Origin of the sequence: Kitasatospora sp. NBC_00315, from assembly GCF_041435095.1 — a bacterium.
Classification (GTDB): domain Bacteria; phylum Actinomycetota; class Actinomycetes; order Streptomycetales; family Streptomycetaceae; genus Kitasatospora.
Map to the genome: position 1 here is coordinate 5,831,798 of NZ_CP108025.1, position 19,719 is coordinate 5,851,516.

Annotated in this window: 13 protein-coding genes and 1 pseudogene; all 14 read left to right on the forward strand. The window is 74.1% G+C overall.

Going from position 1 to position 19,719, the window contains the following annotated elements:
* Window positions 1-25 precede the first annotated feature (25 nt).
* Window positions 26-6,106 (forward strand): annotated as a pseudogene (locus OG823_RS24220) (SDR family NAD(P)-dependent oxidoreductase); the annotation flags it as partial.
* Complete coding sequence (locus tag OG823_RS24225) at window positions 6,091-6,858, forward strand: SDR family NAD(P)-dependent oxidoreductase (protein WP_371481793.1); 768 nt, start codon at window positions 6,091-6,093, stop codon at window positions 6,856-6,858. The pseudogene OG823_RS24220 and the gene OG823_RS24225, both read left to right, overlap by 16 nt.
* A gap of 30 nt (window positions 6,859-6,888) precedes the next feature.
* Window positions 6,889-7,308, forward strand: a complete 420-nt coding sequence (locus tag OG823_RS24230) for an ester cyclase (protein ID WP_371481795.1) — start codon at window positions 6,889-6,891, stop codon at window positions 7,306-7,308.
* A 93-nt stretch (window positions 7,309-7,401) separates the two neighbouring features.
* Window positions 7,402-7,806: a nuclear transport factor 2 family protein gene (locus OG823_RS24235; protein WP_371481797.1), complete on the forward strand. Its 405-nt coding sequence runs from the start codon at window positions 7,402-7,404 to the stop codon at window positions 7,804-7,806.
* Window positions 7,807-7,991: 185 nt separating this feature from the next.
* The gene (locus tag OG823_RS24240) at window positions 7,992-9,653 is read left to right on the forward strand and encodes an ABC transporter substrate-binding protein (protein WP_371481799.1); all 1,662 of its coding nucleotides are present in this window, start codon (window positions 7,992-7,994) and stop codon (window positions 9,651-9,653) included.
* Window position 9,654: 1 nt separating this feature from the next.
* On the forward strand, window positions 9,655-10,593 hold the full coding sequence (locus tag OG823_RS24245; protein WP_371481800.1) for an ABC transporter permease: 939 nt from the start codon (window positions 9,655-9,657) through the stop codon (window positions 10,591-10,593).
* Window positions 10,594-10,597: 4 nt separating this feature from the next.
* A complete protein-coding gene (locus OG823_RS24250) occupies window positions 10,598-11,470 on the forward strand; it encodes an ABC transporter permease (RefSeq protein ID WP_371481801.1) in 873 nt (290 codons plus the stop codon).
* Window positions 11,467-13,245: a dipeptide ABC transporter ATP-binding protein gene (locus OG823_RS24255; protein WP_371481802.1), complete on the forward strand. Its 1,779-nt coding sequence runs from the start codon at window positions 11,467-11,469 to the stop codon at window positions 13,243-13,245. The genes OG823_RS24250 and OG823_RS24255 overlap by 4 nt, the downstream gene beginning before the upstream one ends.
* A gap of 150 nt (window positions 13,246-13,395) precedes the next feature.
* On the forward strand, window positions 13,396-14,334 hold the full coding sequence (locus OG823_RS24260) for an ABC transporter ATP-binding protein (protein ID WP_371481804.1): 939 nt from the start codon (window positions 13,396-13,398) through the stop codon (window positions 14,332-14,334).
* Window positions 14,331-15,179 carry an ABC transporter permease gene (locus OG823_RS24265; protein ID WP_371481805.1) on the forward strand — a complete coding sequence of 283 codons (849 nt, stop codon included), beginning with the start codon at window positions 14,331-14,333 and terminating at the stop codon, window positions 15,177-15,179. Before OG823_RS24260 ends, OG823_RS24265 begins: the two co-directional genes overlap by 4 nt.
* A gap of 173 nt (window positions 15,180-15,352) precedes the next feature.
* Window positions 15,353-16,699 (forward strand): sensor histidine kinase, encoded by a 1,347-nt coding sequence (locus OG823_RS24270; RefSeq protein WP_371481807.1) that lies wholly within the window; start codon window positions 15,353-15,355, stop codon window positions 16,697-16,699.
* Window positions 16,696-17,370: a response regulator gene (locus OG823_RS24275; RefSeq protein WP_371481808.1), complete on the forward strand. Its 675-nt coding sequence runs from the start codon at window positions 16,696-16,698 to the stop codon at window positions 17,368-17,370. Before OG823_RS24270 ends, OG823_RS24275 begins: the two co-directional genes overlap by 4 nt.
* A gap of 483 nt (window positions 17,371-17,853) precedes the next feature.
* Window positions 17,854-18,753 carry a ferritin-like domain-containing protein gene (locus tag OG823_RS24280; RefSeq protein WP_371484637.1) on the forward strand — a complete coding sequence of 300 codons (900 nt, stop codon included), beginning with the start codon at window positions 17,854-17,856 and terminating at the stop codon, window positions 18,751-18,753.
* The gene (locus OG823_RS24285) at window positions 18,750-19,631 is read left to right on the forward strand and encodes a ferritin-like domain-containing protein (protein ID WP_371481810.1); all 882 of its coding nucleotides are present in this window, start codon (window positions 18,750-18,752) and stop codon (window positions 19,629-19,631) included. The genes OG823_RS24280 and OG823_RS24285 overlap by 4 nt, the downstream gene beginning before the upstream one ends.
* Window positions 19,632-19,719: the final 88 nt, after the last annotated feature.

A 19,719-nucleotide genomic window follows, 5' to 3' on the forward strand; every position in this document is an offset into this window, starting at 1 on the left:
GGCAGTAATGTCCAACGACCAGAAGCTCCGCGAGTACCTGAAGCGGGCACTCGCCGACGCCCGGCAGGCCCAGAAGCGCCTCCAGGAGGTCGAGTCCGGCCGTCGGGAGCCGATCGCCATCATCGGGATGGCCTGCCGGCTCCCCGGCGGGATCGCCTCGCCGGAGGACCTCTGGCAGGTGGTCGCGGACGGTGTCGACACCGTCTCGGAGTTCCCCGACGACCGGGGCTGGGATCTCGCGGGCCTCTACGACCCCGATCCGGAGCACACCGGCACCTCGTACACCCGGCACGGCGGGTTCCTCGACACGGTCGCCGACTTCGACGCCGAGTTCTTCGGCATATCGCCGCGCGAGGCGCTCGCCACCGACCCGCAGCACCGGCTCCTGCTGGAGACCGCCTGGGAGGTGTTCGAACGGGCCGGCATCGACCCGACCGGGCTCAGGGGCAGCCGGACGTCGGTCTTCGCGGGCATCGCCGGCGGCGACTACACCCCCCGGCACCACGACGCTCCGGGTGAGTTGGAGGGGTACCTCGGCATCGGCGGGCTGGACAGCGTCGCCTCCGGCCGGATCTCGTACACCTTCGGCTTCGAGGGCCCGGCGGTCACGGTGGACACGGCCTGCTCGTCCTCGCTGGTGGCGCTGCACCTGGCCGCCCAGTCGCTGCGCTCCGGCGAGTCGGATCTCGCGCTCGCCGGCGGGGTGAGCATCATGGCCAGCCCGCAGGGCTTCGTGGAGTTCTCCCGCCAGCGCGGCCTGTCGGCGGACGGCCGCTGCAAGGCGTTCGGCGCCGGCGCCGACGGTACGGGGTGGGCGGAGGGGGTGGGGCTGCTGCTGGTGGAGCGGTTGTCGGACGCCCGGCGCAACGGCCATGAGGTGCTGGCGGTGCTGCGTGGTTCGGCCGTGAACCAGGACGGCGCGTCCAACGGCCTGACCGCGCCCAGCGGCCCGGCCCAGCAGCGGGTGATCCGTCAGGCCCTGGACAACGCCCGGCTCACGGCGGCGGACGTCCACGCGGTGGAGGCACACGGCACCGGCACCTCGCTCGGCGACCCGATCGAGGCGGGCGCCCTGCTGGCCACCTACGGTCAGGACCGGCCGGCCGACCGGCCGCTCTGGCTGGGTTCGTTGAAGTCCAACATCGGCCACACCCAGGCCGCGGCCGGGGTGGCCGGCGTGATCAAGTCGGTGCAGGCGATCCGGCACGGCGTCCTGCCGCGGACCCTGCACGCCGAGGAGCCCACCCCGTACGTCAACTGGTCGGCGGGCGCGGTGCGGCTGCTGACCGAGGCCCGGGCGTGGCCGGCCGGCGAGGGCCCGCGCCGGGTGGGGGTCTCGGCCTTCGGGGCCAGCGGCACCAACGCGCACGTGGTCATCGAGGAGGCGCCGGCGGCCGAGGAGGAGCAGCCCTCCCCGCCGCAGCCCGGCTCCGTGCTGCCGCGTCCCTGGGTGCTCTCCGCGCGGACGCCGCAGGCGCTGCGCGAGCAGGCGGCCCGGCTGGCCGCGGTGGTCCGCGCCGACGGGGAACTGGGCCTGGCCGACGTCGGGTTCACCCTGGCCACCTCGCGGGCCCGGCTGGACGAGCGGACGGTCGTCGTCGCCGAGGACCGCGCCGGTTACCTCGCCGGGCTGGACGAGGTGGCGGCCGGTGGCGGAGTCACCGGTTCGTCGGTGGGTGCGGGTGGGCTGGCGTTCCTGTTCTCGGGTCAGGGGAGTCAGCGGGTCGGTATGGGCGGGGAGTTGGCTGCCGCGTATCCGGTGTTCGCGGAGGCGTTCGGTGCGGTGGCGGCGGAGCTGGATCCGTTGTTGGGTGTGTCGTTGGCGCAGGTGGTGGCTTCGGGTGAGGGGTTGGACGGGACGGGTCTGACGCAGCCGGCGTTGTTCGCGGTGGAGGTGGCGCTGTTCCGGTTGTTCGAGTCGTGGGGTGTGCGTCCGGATTTCGTGTCGGGGCATTCGGTGGGTGAGTTGTCGGCGGCGCATGTGGCGGGTGTTCTGTCGTTGCGGGATGCGGCGGTGCTGGTGGCGGCGCGGGCGCGGGTGATGGCCGCTCTGCCGTCGGGTGGGGCGATGGTGGCGGTGCAGGCCTCGGAGGAGGAGGTGGTGGCTGCGCTGTCGGCGGGTGTGTCGGTCGCGGCGGTGAACGGTCCTTCGTCGGTGGTCGTCTCGGGGGACGAGGCGGCGGTGGTGGCGTTCGGTGAGGTGTTCGCCGGGCGGGGTCGCAGGACGCGGCGGTTGCGGGTGAGTCACGCGTTCCATTCGGCGCACATGGACGGGATGTTGGTGGAGTTCGGTGCGGTGGCGGCTTCGTTGTCGTTCGCTGCTCCGTCGATTCCGGTGGTGTCGAATCTGACCGGGCGGATCGCGTCGGCGCAGGAGATCACCGATCCGGGTTACTGGGTGCGGCACGTCCGTGAGGCCGTTCGTTTCGCCGATGTGGTCCGGGAGTTGGACGCGAACGGGGTGACGACCTTCGTGGAGCTGGGGCCGGACGGCACGCTGTCGGCGTTGGTCCGGGAGGCTCTGCCGGACGCCGTCGCCGTCCCCACCCTGCGCCGCGACCGCTCCGAGACGCTGACCGCCCTGACCACGCTCGGCCGGATCCACGTCCAGGGCCGGACCGTCGACTGGAACTCGTTCTTCGCCGACGGCGCGCCGCGGCGGGTGGACCTGCCGACCTATCCGTTCCAGCGGCGTCGGTACTGGTTGGAGCCGGGCTCCGGCCGGGGCGCCGACGCGGCGGGTCTGGGTCTGGGCGCTCCCGGGCACCCGTTGCTGGGCGCGGTCGTCGCCCAGCCGGACTCGGACGGCGTCCTGCTCACCGGCAGCCTCTCGCTGCGCACCCACCCCTGGCTCGCCGACCACGCGGTGCAGGGCACCGTGATCGTGCCCGGCACCGCCCTGCTGGAACTGGCGATCCGGGCCGGGGACGAGGTCGGCGCGAGCACGCTGGAGGAGCTGGTCGTCGAAGCGCCGCTGGTGCTGCCCGCGCGCGCCGCCGTCCAGTTGCAGGTCCGGGCCGGGGCGCCCGACGAGGCCGGCGCCCGACCCGTCACCATCCACTCCCGGGGCGCCGACGGCGACTGGCAGCGGCACGCCTCCGGCACCCTGCTGCCCGTCTCGGCACCGGCCGGTTTCGACCTCGCCGCCTGGCCGCCCGCGAACGCCGAACAACTCCCGGTCGAGGACGTCTACCAGGACCTCACCGACGCCGGACTCGCCTACGGCCCGGCCTTCCAGGGGCTCCGGGCGGCCTGGCGGGACGGCGAGACCTTCTACGCCGAGGTGGCCCTGCCGGAGGCCCTGCGCGAGCAGGCCGGCCGGTTCGGCCTGCACCCCGCGCTGCTCGACGCCGCCGTGCACATCACCGCCCACCACGGGCTGCTGGACACCCCGGCGGGCTCCAGCCGCCTGCCGTTCGCCTACACCGGCGTACGCCTGCACGCCGGTGGCGCCGGGGCTCTGCGGGTGCGGCTGCGCCGCACGGGCCCGGAGGCGATCTCCGTGGAGGCCGCCGACGAGAGCGGCGCGCCGGTCGCGACGGTGGAGGCACTGCTGGCCCGGCTGGTGTCGGCGGCGCAGCTGGAGCCGGCCCGGGCCGGCCACCGGGACGCGCTGTTCCAGCTGGACTGGGCGGTCCTGCCGCCCGTCACCGGCCCGGCCGCGGCCGTACCGGGCGCCGGCCCCTACCCGGACCTCCGCTCGGTCGGGCCCGACGCGGGGAGCGGCGGCTGGCTGGCCGTCGCCCTCGAAGGACATCAGGAGCCCCGGACGGCGCTGCGGGACGCGCTGGCCCTGGTGCAGGAGTGGGTGGCCGACGAGAGCCGGCAGTCCACCCGGCTGGTGGTGGTGACCCGGGGCGCGGTGGCCGTGGCCGAGGGGGAGCGGCCCGACCTGGCGCTGGCGCCGGTCTGGGGTCTGCTGCGCTCGGCGCAGGCCGAGCACCCGGATCGGATCCTGCTGCTGGACCTGGACGAGCACCCGGACTCCGCGAACGCGCTGCCCGCGGCCGTGGCCTCGGCCCTGGCCGCCGACGAGCCGCAACTCGCCGTCCGGGCCGGAACCGTGTGGGTGCCCCGGCTCGCGCGCGCCACCGGGCCCGAGGTGGTGGGGCGGGTGTGGGATCCGGAGGGGACGGTGTTGGTCACCGGTGGTACCGGTGTGCTGGGTGGGGTGTTGGCGCGGCATCTGGTGGTGGAGCGCGGGGTGCGGCATCTGGTGTTGGTGTCGCGTAGTGGTGGTGAGGCGCCGGGTGCGTCGGAGTTGGCGCGGTTGGGTGCGACGGTGACGTTCGCGGCGGCGGACACGGCCGATCGGGAGGCGTTGGCGGCGGTGCTGGCGGCGGTTCCGGCGGAGCATCCGTTGACGGCGGTGGTGCACACGGCCGGTGTGGTGGACGACGGTGTCATCGGTGCGTTGAGCCCGGAGCGGTTGGACACGGTGCTGCGGCCGAAGGCCGACGGTGCCTGGCACCTGCACGAGCTCACCCGCGACAACCCGGACCTCGCCGCCTTCGTCCTCTACTCCTCGGTGGCCGCCCTGTTCGGCGGCCCGGGCCAGGGCTCGTACGCGGCGGCCAACACCTTCCTGGACGCCCTGGCCCAGCACCGGCACGCCGAGGGCCTGCCCGCGCAGTCCCTCGCCTGGGGCCAGTGGGCCCGAACCAGCGGTGTCACCGCCCAGCTGGGCGAGGCCGACCTGCGCCGGGCCGCCCGGGCCGGGGTGCGGCCGATCCCGGACGAGCAGGGCACCGAACTGCTGGACGCGGCGGCCCTGCTGGGCGCCCCCTACCTGGTGCCCGCACCGCTCGACCTGGCCGCGCTCCAACGCGGGGGGCAGCCCGTTCCGGCCCTGCTGCGCGGGCTGGTCCGCCCGGCCCGGCGCGCCGCGCGGGCCGCCGCGGCCGAGGGGCCGACGCTGCCCGAGCGGCTCGCCGGGCTCGGCGAGCCGGAGCGGGAGGCCGTCCTGCTGGACCTGGTACGGACCGAGGTCGCCGCGGTGCTGGGCACCGAGACCGAGTCGGTCGCTCCCGCGCGCCCGTTCAACGATCTGGGGCTGGACTCGCTCTCCGCCGTCGAACTGCGCAACCGGCTCACCGTGCTGACCGGCCTGCGGCTGCCGCCGACGGTGACCTTCGACCACCCGTCACCGACCGTCCTGGCGCTTCATCTGCGCGAGCTGCTGGGCGACCTCGCACACCGGCCGGCCCCGCGCCCGGCGGCGGGCCGCGCCGCCGAGCCCCAGCACCCGCTCTCCTCGCTCTACCGGGCGCTCGCCGCGCAGGACAGCTTCGCGGAGGCGTCCGCGCTGATCGGGGTGGCCTCCGCGCTGCGGAGCAGGTTCCCGGCCGAGGAGCGTGCCGCCCACACCCCGGAGCCGATCCGACTGGCCTCCGGGAACGGGGGGTTGGCCGTGGTCTGCTTCCCCGCACTGAGCGCCATCTCGGGTCCGCACGAGTACGCCCGCTTCGGCCACGGCTTCCAGGGCGAGCGCGACGTGTTCGTGCTCCCCTCGCCGGGTTGGGCCCCCGCCGACCTGCTGCCGGACACCCTGGACACCTATCTGCGGATGCAGGTCGACAGTGTGCGGCGACTGATCGGGGAGGAGCGGCCGTTCGTGGTCGTCGGCCGCTCGATGGGCGGTTGCGTGGCACACGCGGTGGCCGCCCGGCTGGAGGCCGAGGGCCGGTCGGTGGCGGGCCTGGCCCTGATCGACGCGTACCCGATCGACAGCGCGGTCCGTGAGGGCATGGGCGAGTGGTGGCTGACCGCGATGCTCGGCGGGATGCTCGACCGGATCGAGCAGTACGACATGGTCTGGAGCGACGCCAGCCTGACCGCGATGGGCGGCTACAACAGCGTCTTCGCCGACTGGCGGCCCGGACCGATCGCCGCCCCCACCCTGGCCGTCCGGGCGGACACCCCCCTGCGCGGCACCGTGATCGACCCGACCGGGCGGCACGACTGGCGCGCCTACTGGCCCACTCCGCACGAGGTGGCCGACGTCCCCGGCGACCACTTCACCGTGCTGGAGCAGCACACCCCGACGACGGCGGACGCCGTCCGGCAGTGGATCGAGAAGAGGGAGCAGGAATGGTCAACCCGGTAGTTCTGGTCACCGGCGCGGCGTCCGGTATCGGCGAGGCGACGGTACGGCTGTACGCGGAACGCGGGCACCGCGTGGTCGCGGTGGACGTCGACGAGGAGGGGCTGGCCAAGCTCGCGGTCCTGGACGGTGTCGCGACCCTGGCGGGGGACGTCTCGACCGAGGAGACGAACGAAGGCGCGGTGCGCCTGGCCCTGGAGCGGTTCGGCCGCCTGGACGCGGCCGTGCTGAACGCCGGGATCGGCGGGGCCGGCCCGCTGGAGTCGGCGGGCGCGATCGAGCGCTTCGACCGTCTGTTCGCGGTCAACGTGCGCGGCGTCGCCCTGGGCATCCGGGCGGCCGTCCCGGCCCTGCGGGCGGTCGGCGGCGGGGCGATCGTGGCCACCTCCTCGGTCTCCGGCCTGCGCGGGGATCCCGGCACCTGGGGCTACAACGCGACCAAGGCCGCGGTGATCAACCTGGTGCGCGGCGCGGCCATCGACTACGCGGCCGAGCAGATCCGGATCAACGCGATCGCTCCCGGCGGCACGGTGACCGCGATGACCGGCAGCCAGGTCGCGGACCCCCGGTTCTCCCGCGCGATCACCAGCAAGATCCCGCTCCAGCGCTGGGCGGTGGCGCGGGAGCAGGCCGAGGTGATCTGGTTCCTGACCTCCCCGGCCGCCTCCTACGTCACCGGGGTGACCCTCCCGGTGGACGGCGGTCTGACCGCCAACGGCGGCATCCTGGCGCCGCCGCCCGCCCGCAACTCCTGACCCTTTCACCACCGTTCACCTAGGAGAGACATGAGCACCGAGGACAACAAGGCGCTGGTTCGTCGTTACTACCACGAGCTGGTCAGCGGGCAGCGGATCGATCTGCTGGCGGAGCTGGTCGCCGAGGACGCCGCCGACGAGACCCGGGTCGGTCCCGGCGGCTCCGGCACCCGGGACGACTTCCGCGAGCACCTGGAGGTGCTCTGGGCGAACGTCCCGGACGTGCGCGCCACCGTCGAGGACCTGGTGGCCGAGGACGACCGGGTGATCGCCTTCTGGCGCATCGAGGGCACCCACGCTGGCCCGGTCTTCGGAGTGCCGGCCACCGGAAAGCCGTTCAGCGGCTTCAGCATCAGCACGCTGACCGTCCGGGACGGCCAGGTGGTGCGCTACAACGTGCTGCCCGACCGCCTGGGCATCATCAGCCAGCTGGGCGGCTCGGTCCGCTGACTCCCGCCCCTTCCGTGCCCCGCCCGGCCGGCCCCACCCGGCCGGGCGGGGCCGTTCCACACCCGATCGCCGAGAAGGAATCACGAGGGAATCATGGCCGAAGAACTGACGCTCCATCAGATATCCGACATCCGAAGGCTGTTCGCCCTGTTCGCGCACGTCTTCGACAATGGTGAGGTCGACGCGCTCGACCAGGTCTTCGCCGAGGACGGCGTGATCGAGCTGGCCCGTACCGGCACCGTCTTCCAGGGGCTGGCCGCCATCCGGGCGTTCAACCTGAGCCTGGGGGAGCACTCCCCGGACCACCACACCCTGGACACCGTGCTGTCGGTGGACGAGGACGGCACGGTGCGCGGGCGCAGCCGCTATCTGGCGATCCTGCCCGACGGCAGCGTCCACAACGGCGACTACTTCGACGTCCTGGTGCACACCGCGCGGGGCTGGCGGATCGCCCACCGCCGCTCCGTCCCGCGCTACCCGCTGGTGGGCCCGCACTGAACCTGCCGCCCGCGCCCAGGGGTGACCCCTGCGGGCCCCGCCCGGACGAGGTGCGGCCGGCGTGCCTGCCGGTCGCTCTAAGGGTCCGGTAGGGGCCCGCTAGGGGTGCGGCGGGGGGTCGGCGATCGCTAGTTTCGGATCATCCCCCCGACGCACGAACCCTGCGAACCATCGGAGTCACCGGCATGCCCAGATCCGTCCCCCGACCGTCAGCCCTGCTCGCCGCCGCCGCGGCCGGGACCCTCCTCCTCGCGGGGTGCGCTTCCACCGGAGGCACGGTCGGCGACAGCGCCGGCGCCTCGGCGAAGCCCGTCGAGGGGGGATCGCTCACCTACGCCGTGGACACCGAGCCGGTCTCCTTCGACATCCACGCCAGCTCGCAGGACATCACCGGCGCCATCCAGCGCAACGTCTTCGACTCGCTCGTCCGCCAGGACGACGCGGGCGAGTTCCACGCCTGGCTGGCGAAGACCTGGGAGGTCGCGCCCGACCTCAAGAGCTACACCTTCCACCTGCGCGAGGACGTGAAGTTCACCGACGGCACGGTCTTCGACGCCGAGGCCGTGAAGATCAACTTCGACCGCATCGTGGCGAAGGACACCAAGTCCCAGTACGCCTCCAGCCTGATCGGCCCCTACACCGGCACGGACGTCATCGACGCGCACACCGTGAAGGTCAACTTCTCCGAGCCGTTCGCGCCGTTCCTCCAGGCCGCCAGCACCCCCTACCTGGGCTTCTACTCCCCGGCCACGATCAAGGCGAACGGCCCGAAGCTGGGTTCGGGCGGCGCGGTGGACATCGGCACCGGCCCGTTCGTGTTCAGCGGCTACACCAAGGGCCAGAGCGCGGTGCTCACCAAGAACCCCGACTACGCCTGGGCCCCGGAGGGCTCCGCGCACCAGGGTCCGGCCCACCTGGACAAGCTCACGGTGCGGTTCCTGAGCGAGAGTTCGGTCCGCATCGGCGCCCTGAACAGCGGCCAGGTGCAGGTCGCCGACGCCGTCCCGCCGGCCGACGTGAAGACCCTCAAGGCCGACTCCCGGATCCGGCTGATCACCAAGGACGCGCCCGGCGCCAACTACGGCCTGGTGCTGAACACCACGCAGGCCCCGCTCGACGACCCGGCGGTCCGCAAGGCGATCCAGCGCGGCATCGACGTCGACACCGACGTGAAGAGCGTGTACTTCGGGGTGTACCAGCGCGCCTGGAGCCCGATCTCCCCGAGCACGCCGTTCTACGACCCGTCGTTGGAGAAGAGCTGGCCGTACGACCAGGCGCAGTCCAACAGCCTGCTGGACCAGGCCGGTTGGACGGCCCGCGACGCGGACGGCTACCGCACCAAGGACGGCAGGCGGCTCACCGTCGAGTGGCCGCTGATGCCCGCCGAGTACATCCGCGACCAGCGCGACACCCTGGGCAGCGCGATCCAGGCCGACCTGAAGAAGATCGGCGTCGAGATCACCCGCCCCCGCCTGGACATCGGCACCTACATCAAGAAGGTCTACGCCGGCGAGGAGGGCATCGCCGACTACAGCTGGGCCCGCTTCGAGCCGGACGTCCTGCGGCTGTACTTCAACAGCGCCAGCGACCCCCGCAAGGGCGGCCAGAACGCCACCTTCTACAAGGACGCGGATCTCGACACCTGGACCGACGCGGGCAAGTCGACCACCGACAAGGCCGTGCGCCAGGACGTCTACGCCAAGACCCAGAAGCGCGCCATCGACCTGGCGCTGTACGTGCCGCTCTACGTCCGCACCGCCGTGGCGGGCACCACCGCCGACGTGCACGACGTGAAGTCCGACCCCAACACCTGGCTGAACTTCTACGACGCCTGGCTCGGTAAGTGACATGAGCCCCCTCCCCCTGCTCGGCGCGATCGCGAAGCGGCTGGCCGCAGCCGCGGCGGTGCTGCTCGGAGCCGCCACGGTGGCCTTCGCCGCGCTGCAGCTGATCCCCGGTGACCCGGTGACCGTGATGCTCGGGCCCGGCACGGTCGCGACGCCCGAGATCAAGGCGCAGATCAGGGCGCAGTACGGGCTCGACCAGCCGCTCGCCCTGCAGTACCTGCACTACCTGGGCAACCTGCTCCGGGGCGATCTCGGCGAGTCGTACCAGCTGCAGCGGCCGGTCGCGGATCTGATCGGCGAGCAGCTCTGGCCCACCGTCCAACTCGCTCTGGCCGCGCTGGCGCTGGCCGTCCTGCTCGCGGTTACCACCGCGGTGGCGACGGCCGGCCGCCGGCCGGCGCTGCGGGCCCTCGCCACCCTGCTCGAACTGCTGACCGTCTCCAGCCCCTCGTACTGGATCGGGATCCTGCTGCTCACCGCCTTCTCGTTCCAGTTGCGGATCTTCCCGGTGGCGGGGGACCAGGACCTCTCCGCGCTGGTGCTGCCGGCCCTCACGCTGGCGCTGCCGCTGACCGGCGTCCTGGCCCAGGTGCTGCGCGAGGGGCTGGAGACGGCCCTCGGCCGGCCGTTCGCGGTCACCGCCCGTTCGCGCGGGCTCAGCGTCACCGCCGTCCGGCTGCGGCACGCGCTGCGGCACGCGGCCGTGCCGCTGGTGACCCTCACCGGCTGGCTGACCGGCTCGCTGCTCGGCGGCGCCGTCCTGGTGGAGACCGTCTTCGCGCGGCCCGGCATCGGCGCGCTCACCCTGCAGGGAACCACCAACAAGGACATGCCGCTGGTGATCGGTGTGGTGCTGCTGTCGGCCCTGGTGTTCGTCGTGCTGTCCACCCTGGTCGATCTGCTCTACACCGTCATCGACCCGCGACTGAGGACCGGTTGACCACATGACCTCGCTCTTCGCCGCCCCGCCCCGGCCCGCCGCCCGTCCGCGCCGCAGGCTGCCGCGTCCGCCCGGCGGCCCGGTCCTCGTCCTCGCCTGCGTCGTCCTCGCCCTGATCGTGCTGGCCGCCGTCGCGCCGGGCCTGTTCACCGGCACCTCGCCGATCGAGACCGACCCGGTGCACGCCCTCACCCCACCCGGCGCCGAGCACTGGTTCGGCACCGACCAGCTGGGCCGCGACCTCTTCTCCCGGGTGCTGTACGGCGCCCGGCCCTCGCTGCTGCTGGGCCTGGGCGCCACCGTGCTCGCGGTGGCCGGCGGCGCGCTGCTCGGCGTCGCGGCCGCGCTCGGCGGGCCGTACGCCGACCAGGTGCTGATGCGGATCACCGACATCCTGCTGTCGCTGCCGCCGATCCTGCTCGCCCTGCTCGGCGTCATCGTGCTCGGCACCGGCTCGGGCAATGTCGCCGCCGCCATCGCGATCGCGTTCGTCCCCGGCTACGCCCGGATCGTGCGGGCCGAGACGCTGGTGGTCCGCCGCTCCGGCTACGTCGAGGCCGCGGTCGGACTCGGCCTGCCGCGCCCGCTGCTGATCGTGCGGCACGTCCTGCCCAACGCGCTCGGCCCGATGCTGGTGCTCGCCACCGTCGGCTTCGGGGCCTCACTGATCGCCGCCTCCGGCCTGAGCTTCCTCGGCCTCGGGCCCGAACCGCCGTCACCGGAGTGGGGCGCGATGCTCTCCCAGGGGCGCGGCTTCCTCCAGAGCGCCTGGTGGGTCGGGGTGTTCCCGGGCGCCGCGATCACTCTCACGGCGCTCGTCGTGAACGCCGTGGGCCGCCGCGCGCAGGCCCGATTCACCAGGAGGACCACCCGATGAGCCTGCTGCGCGTCGATGCGCTGGACGTCTCCTTCGGCGCCGTCCGCGCCGTGCGGGACGTCTCCTTCACCCTCGACCGGGGCGAGTGCCTGGCCATCGTCGGGGAGTCCGGCTCGGGCAAGAGTGTCACCGCCCGCACCCTGGTCGGGCTCGCCGGCGACGGCGCCGAGATCACCGCGGGGGCGCTGACCTTCGACGGCCTCGACCTCGCGGCGCTCACCGAGACCCGCTGGCGCGCCGTGCGCGGCCGCCGGATCGGCCTGGTGCTCCAGGACGCCCTGGTCTCACTCGATCCGCTGCGCAAGGTCGGCGCCGAGATCGCCGAACCGCTGCTCACCCACGGCCTGGCGTCCCGGGCGCGGATCCGTCCCCGCGTGCTCTCGCTGCTGGACGACGTCGGGGTCCCCGAGCCCGGGCGCCGCGCCGAGCAGTACCCGCACCAGCTCTCCGGCGGGCTGCGCCAGCGCGCCCTGATCGCCTCCGCGATCGCCGCCGGCCCCGAACTGCTGATCGCGGACGAGCCCACCACCGCGCTCGACGTGACGGTCCAGGCCCAGGTGCTCGACCTGCTGGGACGGCTCAAGGAGCAGGGCACCGCGCTCCTGCTGATCAGTCACGACCTGTCCGTGGTGGCCAGACTGGCGGACCGGGTGGCCGTGATGTACGGCGGCCGGATCGTCGAGACCGGCCGCACCGAGGACGTCCTCGCCGACCCCCGGCACCCGTACACCCGCGCGCTGCTGGAGGCCGTGCCCACCACCCGTGCCAAGGGCACCCGGCTGTCGGTGCCGGGCGCGGGGCGGCCCGCACCCGGTCCGGCGGGCTGCCCCTACGCCGCCCGCTGCGCCGCCGCCGACGACCGCTGCCGTGAGAGCCTGCCCCGGCCCGACGGGCACGGGGCGCTCTGCTGGTACCCGGGCGAGGGCGCCGGTCCGCCGGTGGCGGCCGTCCGGCTGCGCGTCCGCGCCGAGGAGCCGGCGGAGCAGGCACCCCCGCTGATCGAGGCCGACCGGATCTCCAAGCGGTTCCGGGCCCCTGACGGCAGCACGTACGACGCGGTGCGCGAGGTGTCGCTGAGCCTGCGGGCCGGCGAGACCCTGGGCGTGGTGGGGGAGTCCGGCTCCGGCAAGACCACCGCCGCGCGGATCGTCCTCGGCCTGCTGGAGCCCGACTCCGGCACCGTGCGGTTCGCGGGCGAGCCGTGGAGCGGCGTCCCCGAACGGCGGCGCCGGGCGGCCCGGTTGCGCATCCAGGCCGTCCAGCAGGACCCGCTGGGCTCCTTCGACCCGCGCTTCGACGTCGAGCGGGTGATCGGCGAGGCGGTCGCCAGGGCCGGGGTGCGGAGCCGTCGTGAGCGCCGGGCCCGGGTCGTCGAACTGCTCGACCGGGTGGGCCTGTCGGCGGGGCTGCTGGAGCGCCGGCCCCCGGAGCTCTCCGGCGGCCAGCGCCAGCGGGTGGCGATCGCCCGCGCCCTGGCGCCCGACCCCGACGTGGTGGTCTGCGACGAACCGGTCTCCGCGCTCGACGTCTCCGTCCAGGCCCAGATCCTCGACCTGCTGGCGGATCTGCGGCACGACCTGAACCTGGCGCTGCTGTTCATCTCGCACGACCTCGCGGTGGTGCACCACGTCAGCGACCGGGTGGCCGTGATGAAGGACGGCCGGGTGGTGGAGACCGGGGCGGTGGCCGAGGTCTTCGCGAACCCGGCCGAGGAGTACACCCGCGAGCTGCTGGCGGCCGTCCCCGGCGGGAACCTGCTGCGCGACCGGGCCTGACCCCCGCGCGCCCGAGCGGGGGTGGTACCGCGGTACCACCCCCGCCGGGGCGTTCACCTCCCGGGTACCACGGTTGCCGGTGCTCCTGCGCCTAGCGTGGAGGGTGAGGCAGTCCGGGACGGCCGGCGCCCGAGCGTGAGGGAAGAACCGATGATCGAAGCGCACCAGCTGACCAAGCGCTACGGGGAGAAGACGGCGGTCGACGGACTGGACTTCACCGTGAAGCCCGGTTCGGTCACGGGGTTCCTGGGCCCCAACGGCGCGGGCAAGTCCACCACGATGCGGATGATCGTCGGCCTGGACGCCCCCACCACCGGTTCGGTGACCGTCAACGGCCGCCGCTACGCCGAGCACGACGCCCCGCTCCAGGAGGTCGGGGCGCTGCTGGAGGCCAAGTCGATCCACCCGGGCCGGTCGGCCTTCGACCACCTGATGGCGCAGGCCTACACGCACGGCATCGGCCGCCGCCGGGTCGAGGAGGTCATCGAGCTCACCGGCCTGCAGTCGGTGGCCAAGAAGCGGGCCGGGGCGTTCTCCCTCGGTATGGGACAGCGGCTCGGAATCGCGGCCGCGCTGCTGGGCGACCCGGCGACCGTCATGCTGGACGAGCCGGTGAACGGCCTCGACCCCGAGGGCGTGCTCTGGATCCGCAACCTGCTGACCGGGCTGGCGGCCGAGGGCCGTACGGTCTTCGTCTCCTCCCACCTGATGAGCGAGATGGCGCTGGTCGCCGAGCACCTCATCGTGGTCGGCCGCGGCCGGCTGCTGGCCGACACCACCGTCGAGGACCTGGTGCGCCAGGCCGGCGGCGACACGGTCACGGTGGCCAGCTCCGACCCCGCCCGGCTGCGCGAGCTGCTGAGCGCGCCGGGCGTGGACATCACCGGCCGGGCCGGCTCCGAGGAACTCCAGGTGACCGGGCTGGCCGCGCGCGCCATCGGCCTGAAGGCCGCCGAGCACGGCATCGCGCTCTTCGAGCTGAGCGCCAGGTCGGTCTCGCTGGAGGAGGCTTTCATGGACCTGACCAGGGACGCCGTCGAGTACCACGGAACGACCACCGGCATCGAGACCCCCGGGAGCGCGGCATGACCACCGTCACCGAGATCCAGACCCCCGGCGCCGGCGCCGCCCCGGTGGCGCGCCCGCAGTACCGGGTGACCGCACGGCGCGTGCTGCGCTCCGAGTGGGCCAAGCTCTGGTCACTGCGCTCCACCTGGATCACCCTGGGCCTGGCCCTGGTCTTCGTGGTGGCCTTCGGCCTGATCGCCTGCGCCCACTACAAGTCCAGAATCACCGAGGGCGGCCGGCTGGACCGGGACTTCGCCGACGCCACCGCCGTCCAGCTGTCCCTGTTCGGCACGAACTTCGGCCAGCTCGCGCTGGGCGTGCTGGGTGTGCTGGTCACCGCGGGCGAGTACTCCACCGGGATGATCCGCTCCACCCTGGCCGCCGTCCCGCGCCGGCTGCCGGTGCTCTGGTCGAAGGCCGCGGTCTACGGCGTGGTCGCCCTCGTCGTCGCCACGACCGGAGTCCTGGTCGCCTTCCTGATCGGCAGCGGGATCGTCTCCGGCACCCCCGCCGCCCTCGGCATCTCGGACGCCGGTGTGATCCGCAGCCTGCTCGGCGCCGGGCTCTACCTGGCCCTGGTCGGTGTGATCGGCACCGCGCTGGGCGCCCTGCTGCGCTCGGTGGCCGGCGGCATCTCGGTGCTGGTCGCCTCGCTGATGCTGGTCCCCGGACTGGTCAGCCTGCTGCCCACGTCGTGGCAGGACCACATCAGCCCCTACCTGCCCAGCAACGCGGGCGAGTCGATGTTCGCCCTGCACCACACCGCGCCGGCGCTCACCCCCGGCGCCGGGCTGCTGGTCTTCCTCGCCTGGACGGCGCTGGCACTGGCGGGCGCCGCCTGGCGTCTGGTGCGGACCGACGCCTGACGACCGGCGTCCGACCGGCCGGGCCCGCGACCGGGGCCCGGCCACCGGCGCCCGGAGGCGACGCCCGACCACCGCCTCCGACGCCCGACCACCACCGCCTCCGACGACGACCGTCGGCCCGGCAGCCGAGCGGGTCGGCAGCCGGGCCGACGGCCGTCGCCCACTATGGACGGGTGACCACCATGACCACCGACGAGACGACGGGCGCCCCGGCGTCCTCCCGGACGCAGCCCGCGGGCCTCGAACCGCTCTGGGGGCACCCCCTGGTCGCCTGGCTGGCCCGGGCCGGGCGCCTGCTGCGCCGGCTCGACCAGGACCACCCGTGGGCCCTGGACACCGCCGTGGTGGCCGTGGTCTTCCTGATGTTCTGCGTGCCGGACCTGGTCCACGGCGAGGGCCCGCACGATCTGCGCCTGAAGATCACCCGACTGCCGCCGGCCGGCACGCTGCTCCTGCAGGCCGGACTGGTGCTGCCCCTGTGGTGGCGCCGCCGGGCGCCGTCCGCCGCCTTCGCGGTGATCGCGACCGTCTTCGTGACCCAGTGGATCATGATGGTCTGGCTGCGCGCGGACGTCGCCCTGCTGATCGCGCTGTACAGCCTCACCCTGCACGGCCGGCTGCGGCACCTGCCCTGGGCCTGTGCGGTGATGGCGGGCGTGCTCGGCTTCGCCGCGGTGCAGATCTCGGCCGGGCCCTTCCTCGGCGACGCCATGTTCTTCCTGTTCTGCGCCGCCACCGCGCCGGTCGCCCTGGGGCTGGCGCTGCGGATCCGCCGGGCCCACGTGGCCGCGCTGCACGAGCGCGCGGTCCGGCTGGAGATCGAGCGCGACCAGCGCAGCGAACTGGCCGCCGCCGCCGAGCGCGCCCGGGTGGCCCGCGAGATGCACGACATCGTCGGCCACAACCTGTCCGTGATCATCGGCCTCGCCGACGGCGGCGCGTACGCGACCGAGCTCAGCCCCCAGCGCGGCAAGGAGGCCCTGGAGCTGATCGCCGGCACGGGCCGGCAGGCGCTCGGCGAGATGCGCCGGATGCTCGGTGTCCTGCGCGACCACCAGGAGGGCCCGGAGTACAGCCCCCAGCCCGGTGTCGCGGATCTCGACGGCCTCTGCGAACGGGTCCGGGCGGCCGGACCCCGGGTGACGTACCGCACCAGCGGCGACCTCGAGGCGCTGGACCGGGGCGCGCAGCTGACGGTCTACCGCATCGTCCAGGAGGCCCTCACCAACACCCTCAAGCACGCCGGCCCGCACACCTGCGCCCGCCTCCACGTCGCCGTCGACCCGGCCGCCGTCCGCATCCAGGTCCAGGACACCGGCCCGGCGGCCGGCGCCGGGCCCGGGCCCGCCGGCCGCCCGCCCGGCGAGGAGGGCCACGGCCTGGCCGGGATGCGTGAGCGCGCCGCGCTCTACGACGGCACCGTCACCGCCGGGCCCCGCCCGGGCGAGGGGTGGACCGTGGAGGCCCTGCTCAACCTCGCCCCCCTGCCCGCCCTCAGCCCCGAAGGTCTCTCCTCGTGACCACCGTGCTCATCGTCGACGACCAGCCGCTCCAGCGACTGGGCTTCCGGATGCTCCTGGAGAGCCACCCCGAGACCGAGGTCGTCGGCGAGGCCGGGCACGGCGCCGACGCCGTGCGCCGCACCGCCGAACTGCACCCCGACGTGGTGCTGATGGACGTGCGGATGCCGGGCATGGACGGTATCGAGGCCACCCGCCGGATCGTCGCCGCCGGCGGCCGCTCCCGGGTGCTGGTGCTCACCACCTTCGACATGGACGAGTACGCCCACGCCGCCCTGCGGGCCGGGGCCAGCGGCTTCCTGCTCAAGGACGCGCTGCCCGAGGAACTGCTCGCCGGGATCCGGGCGGTGGCCTCGGGGGACGCCGTGATCGCCCCGAAGCTCACCCGGCGCCTGCTCGACGCCTACGCCCACCACCTGCCGCTGCGCGCACCCGGCGAGGAGGCCGACGATCCCCGGCTGCGCTCCCTCACCGACCGCGAGCGCGGGATCCTGCAGGCGATGGCCCAGGGGTGGACGAACGGCGAGATCGCCGAGCGGCTCTGCCTCGCGGAGTCCACCGTGAAGACCCACGTCGGGCGGGTGCTGGCGAAGATCGGGGCCCGGGACCGGGTCCAGGCGGTGATCTTCGCGTACGACCTCGGCCTGACGCGTCCCGGCGCCCTCGGCTGACGGTCTCCCCGGAGCCGGCGGCCGTCGGGACGCCCTGGTAAGGCGCACGGATCGCCGTCGGACGGACCGGTGCACCGCCCGTCCCCGGCGCCGGGTCAGCGGTGCTCGGTGGGCAGCCGGGGGCGGCGCTGGCGGGCGGCGGCCGGCGCGGGTCGTCGAGGTCAGGGATGACGCCGAGTGGAGGATGCTCCGCACGCGCTCGGCGTCGCTCGGGGCCGGGATGCGGGTGTCGAGGGGGAGCATGGCAGCCCTTCCGTCCACGTCAGGTAAGCCTGATTTGAACGGAAGGGCTGGAAGGTCAGACCGGGGTCGGAGCCGGGCCGTCACCCGGTCCGGCGCCGGGCCGGGCCGAGCGGACCTTCGTTGCTCCCTGCGGGTGAATCCGGCGACCGGACGGGGGGATCGGCCAATCCGGCCGATCCCGGGTGCCGAAAGAGGCCCTGAACGCCCGTGACGGCTCGGGCACCGAAGAGATGGGGCGTGATGGGCCAGGAGCACATCGACACCCGACTGCTGGAAGAGCTCACCGAACAGTCGCAGGACCTGAACAGCGACGCGATGCGGATCACCCGCGGTGCGCTGGCCGACTTCGCCGAGGCGGGCTTCGCCGAGGCGGGCTTCTCGGAGGCCGGCGAGGTGCGGCCGGCGCGACGCTGGTGGCAGCGCGGCGGTACGGTCGCGGGGTCGGCCGGCGCGGCCGGGCTGCTGCACGTCGCCAGGGCCGCCGCCGCCTCGCCCTCGTCCTCCGCCTCGCCTTCCGCCTCCGGGTCCGCGTCGGCCTCCGCCGCGTCCGGGTCCGCCTCCGGTGCGATCACGGCGGACGACATCATGGCGCTGCAGACCGCGGCGTCGCTGGAGAACCTCGCGGTGAGCGTCTACCGGACGGCGGCCGGGCTGCCGTTCATCAAGTCCGGGAACGCGACCGTCGCCGCGTTCATCGCCAAGACCACCGAGCAGCACCTGGCCCACGCCCAGGCGTTCAACGCCGCCGCCACGCAGGGCGGCGGCCAGGCCCAGAGCGGCCCGGACCCGAAGTACAAGGCGATCGTCGACCAGGTGCTGCCCACCATCACGGACGCCGCCGGGGTGGTGAAGCTGGCCCTCACGCTGGAGGACGTCGCCGCGCAGACATACACGAAGAACATCGGCCAGGTCAGCAACGCCGACCTGCGCAAGCTCTTCGCGTCGGTGGCTCCGGTGGAGGCCCAGCACCGTTCCGTCCTGCTGGCGGTGCAGGCACTGCTCGCGGGCAACGCGGCCGATCTCATCACCGTCCCGGTGGACCCGGCGAAGCTTCCGGCGGCCGCCGGAAGCGTCGGATTCCCGGACGCCTTCTACTCGACCAACGAGGCCTCGCCGATCAGTGAAGGGGCTGTGAAGTGACCAGTCGCGACGTGACAAGCCGTGCTGCGAGCAGCGGTGACCTGCCCGGCGCTGCCCGGGGTGCCCGGGGTGCCTGGGAGCTGCCGATCAGCGAGCGCGAACTCACCTGCCTGACCAGGGAGATGAACGAGGCCCACCGCCAGACGCTGCCCGCCATGCGGGCGAGCGCGGTGGACCTCGGGGAGGAGATCCGGGCCCGGAGCGCCGGCGTCCGGCCGGTGGACGCCGGGCGGCGCCGGTTCCTGCTCGGCGCGGGCGGGGCTGCCGCGGCGCTGGCGCTGGCCGCCTGTTCCAGCGGCGGCGCCACCACGAATCCGGTGCCCGCGGCCACCGGCTCGGGCAGCGCGTCGCCGACGGCCTCCGCGAGCGGCCAGTACACCGGGGACCTCCAGGTCGTCGCGCTGGCCACCGCGCTGGAGAACCAGGCCGTCGGCGCCTACCAGGCGGCGCTGGACTCCGCCAAGGCGGGCAGGCTCGGGGCGGTGCCGCCGGCGGTCGCCAACTTCATCACCTCGGCGATGGCCCAGCACGCCGACCACGCCAAGGCCTGGAACGCCGTCCTGACCGGGGCCGGGCTGCCCGCCATCTCCGGCGTGCCGCTGTCCGACCAGGCGGACGTGACGGCCGCGCTGAACAGCGCCACCGACGTGGGCGCGGTCGCCCGGCTGGCCCTCGGCCTGGAGGACCAGGCCGCGCAGACGTACCTCTTCGCGACCTACCACGTGACCAGTCCGGCCGGGATCGCCACCGCCGCCGGCATCGCGCCGGTCGAGGCGATGCACGCGGCGATCCTCAACTACGTCCTGGGCCAGTACCCCGTCCCGGACGACTTCCTGCCGGTCGACAAGGCGGCCGATCCGAGCCTGCTGACCGTCTGACGGCCCGACCGTTCGCCCGCCCCGCCGGCCCGCCGCTCTTGGTACCGCCGACCCCGCCCCGCCGGGTACCGGACCGCCCGGCCCCGGC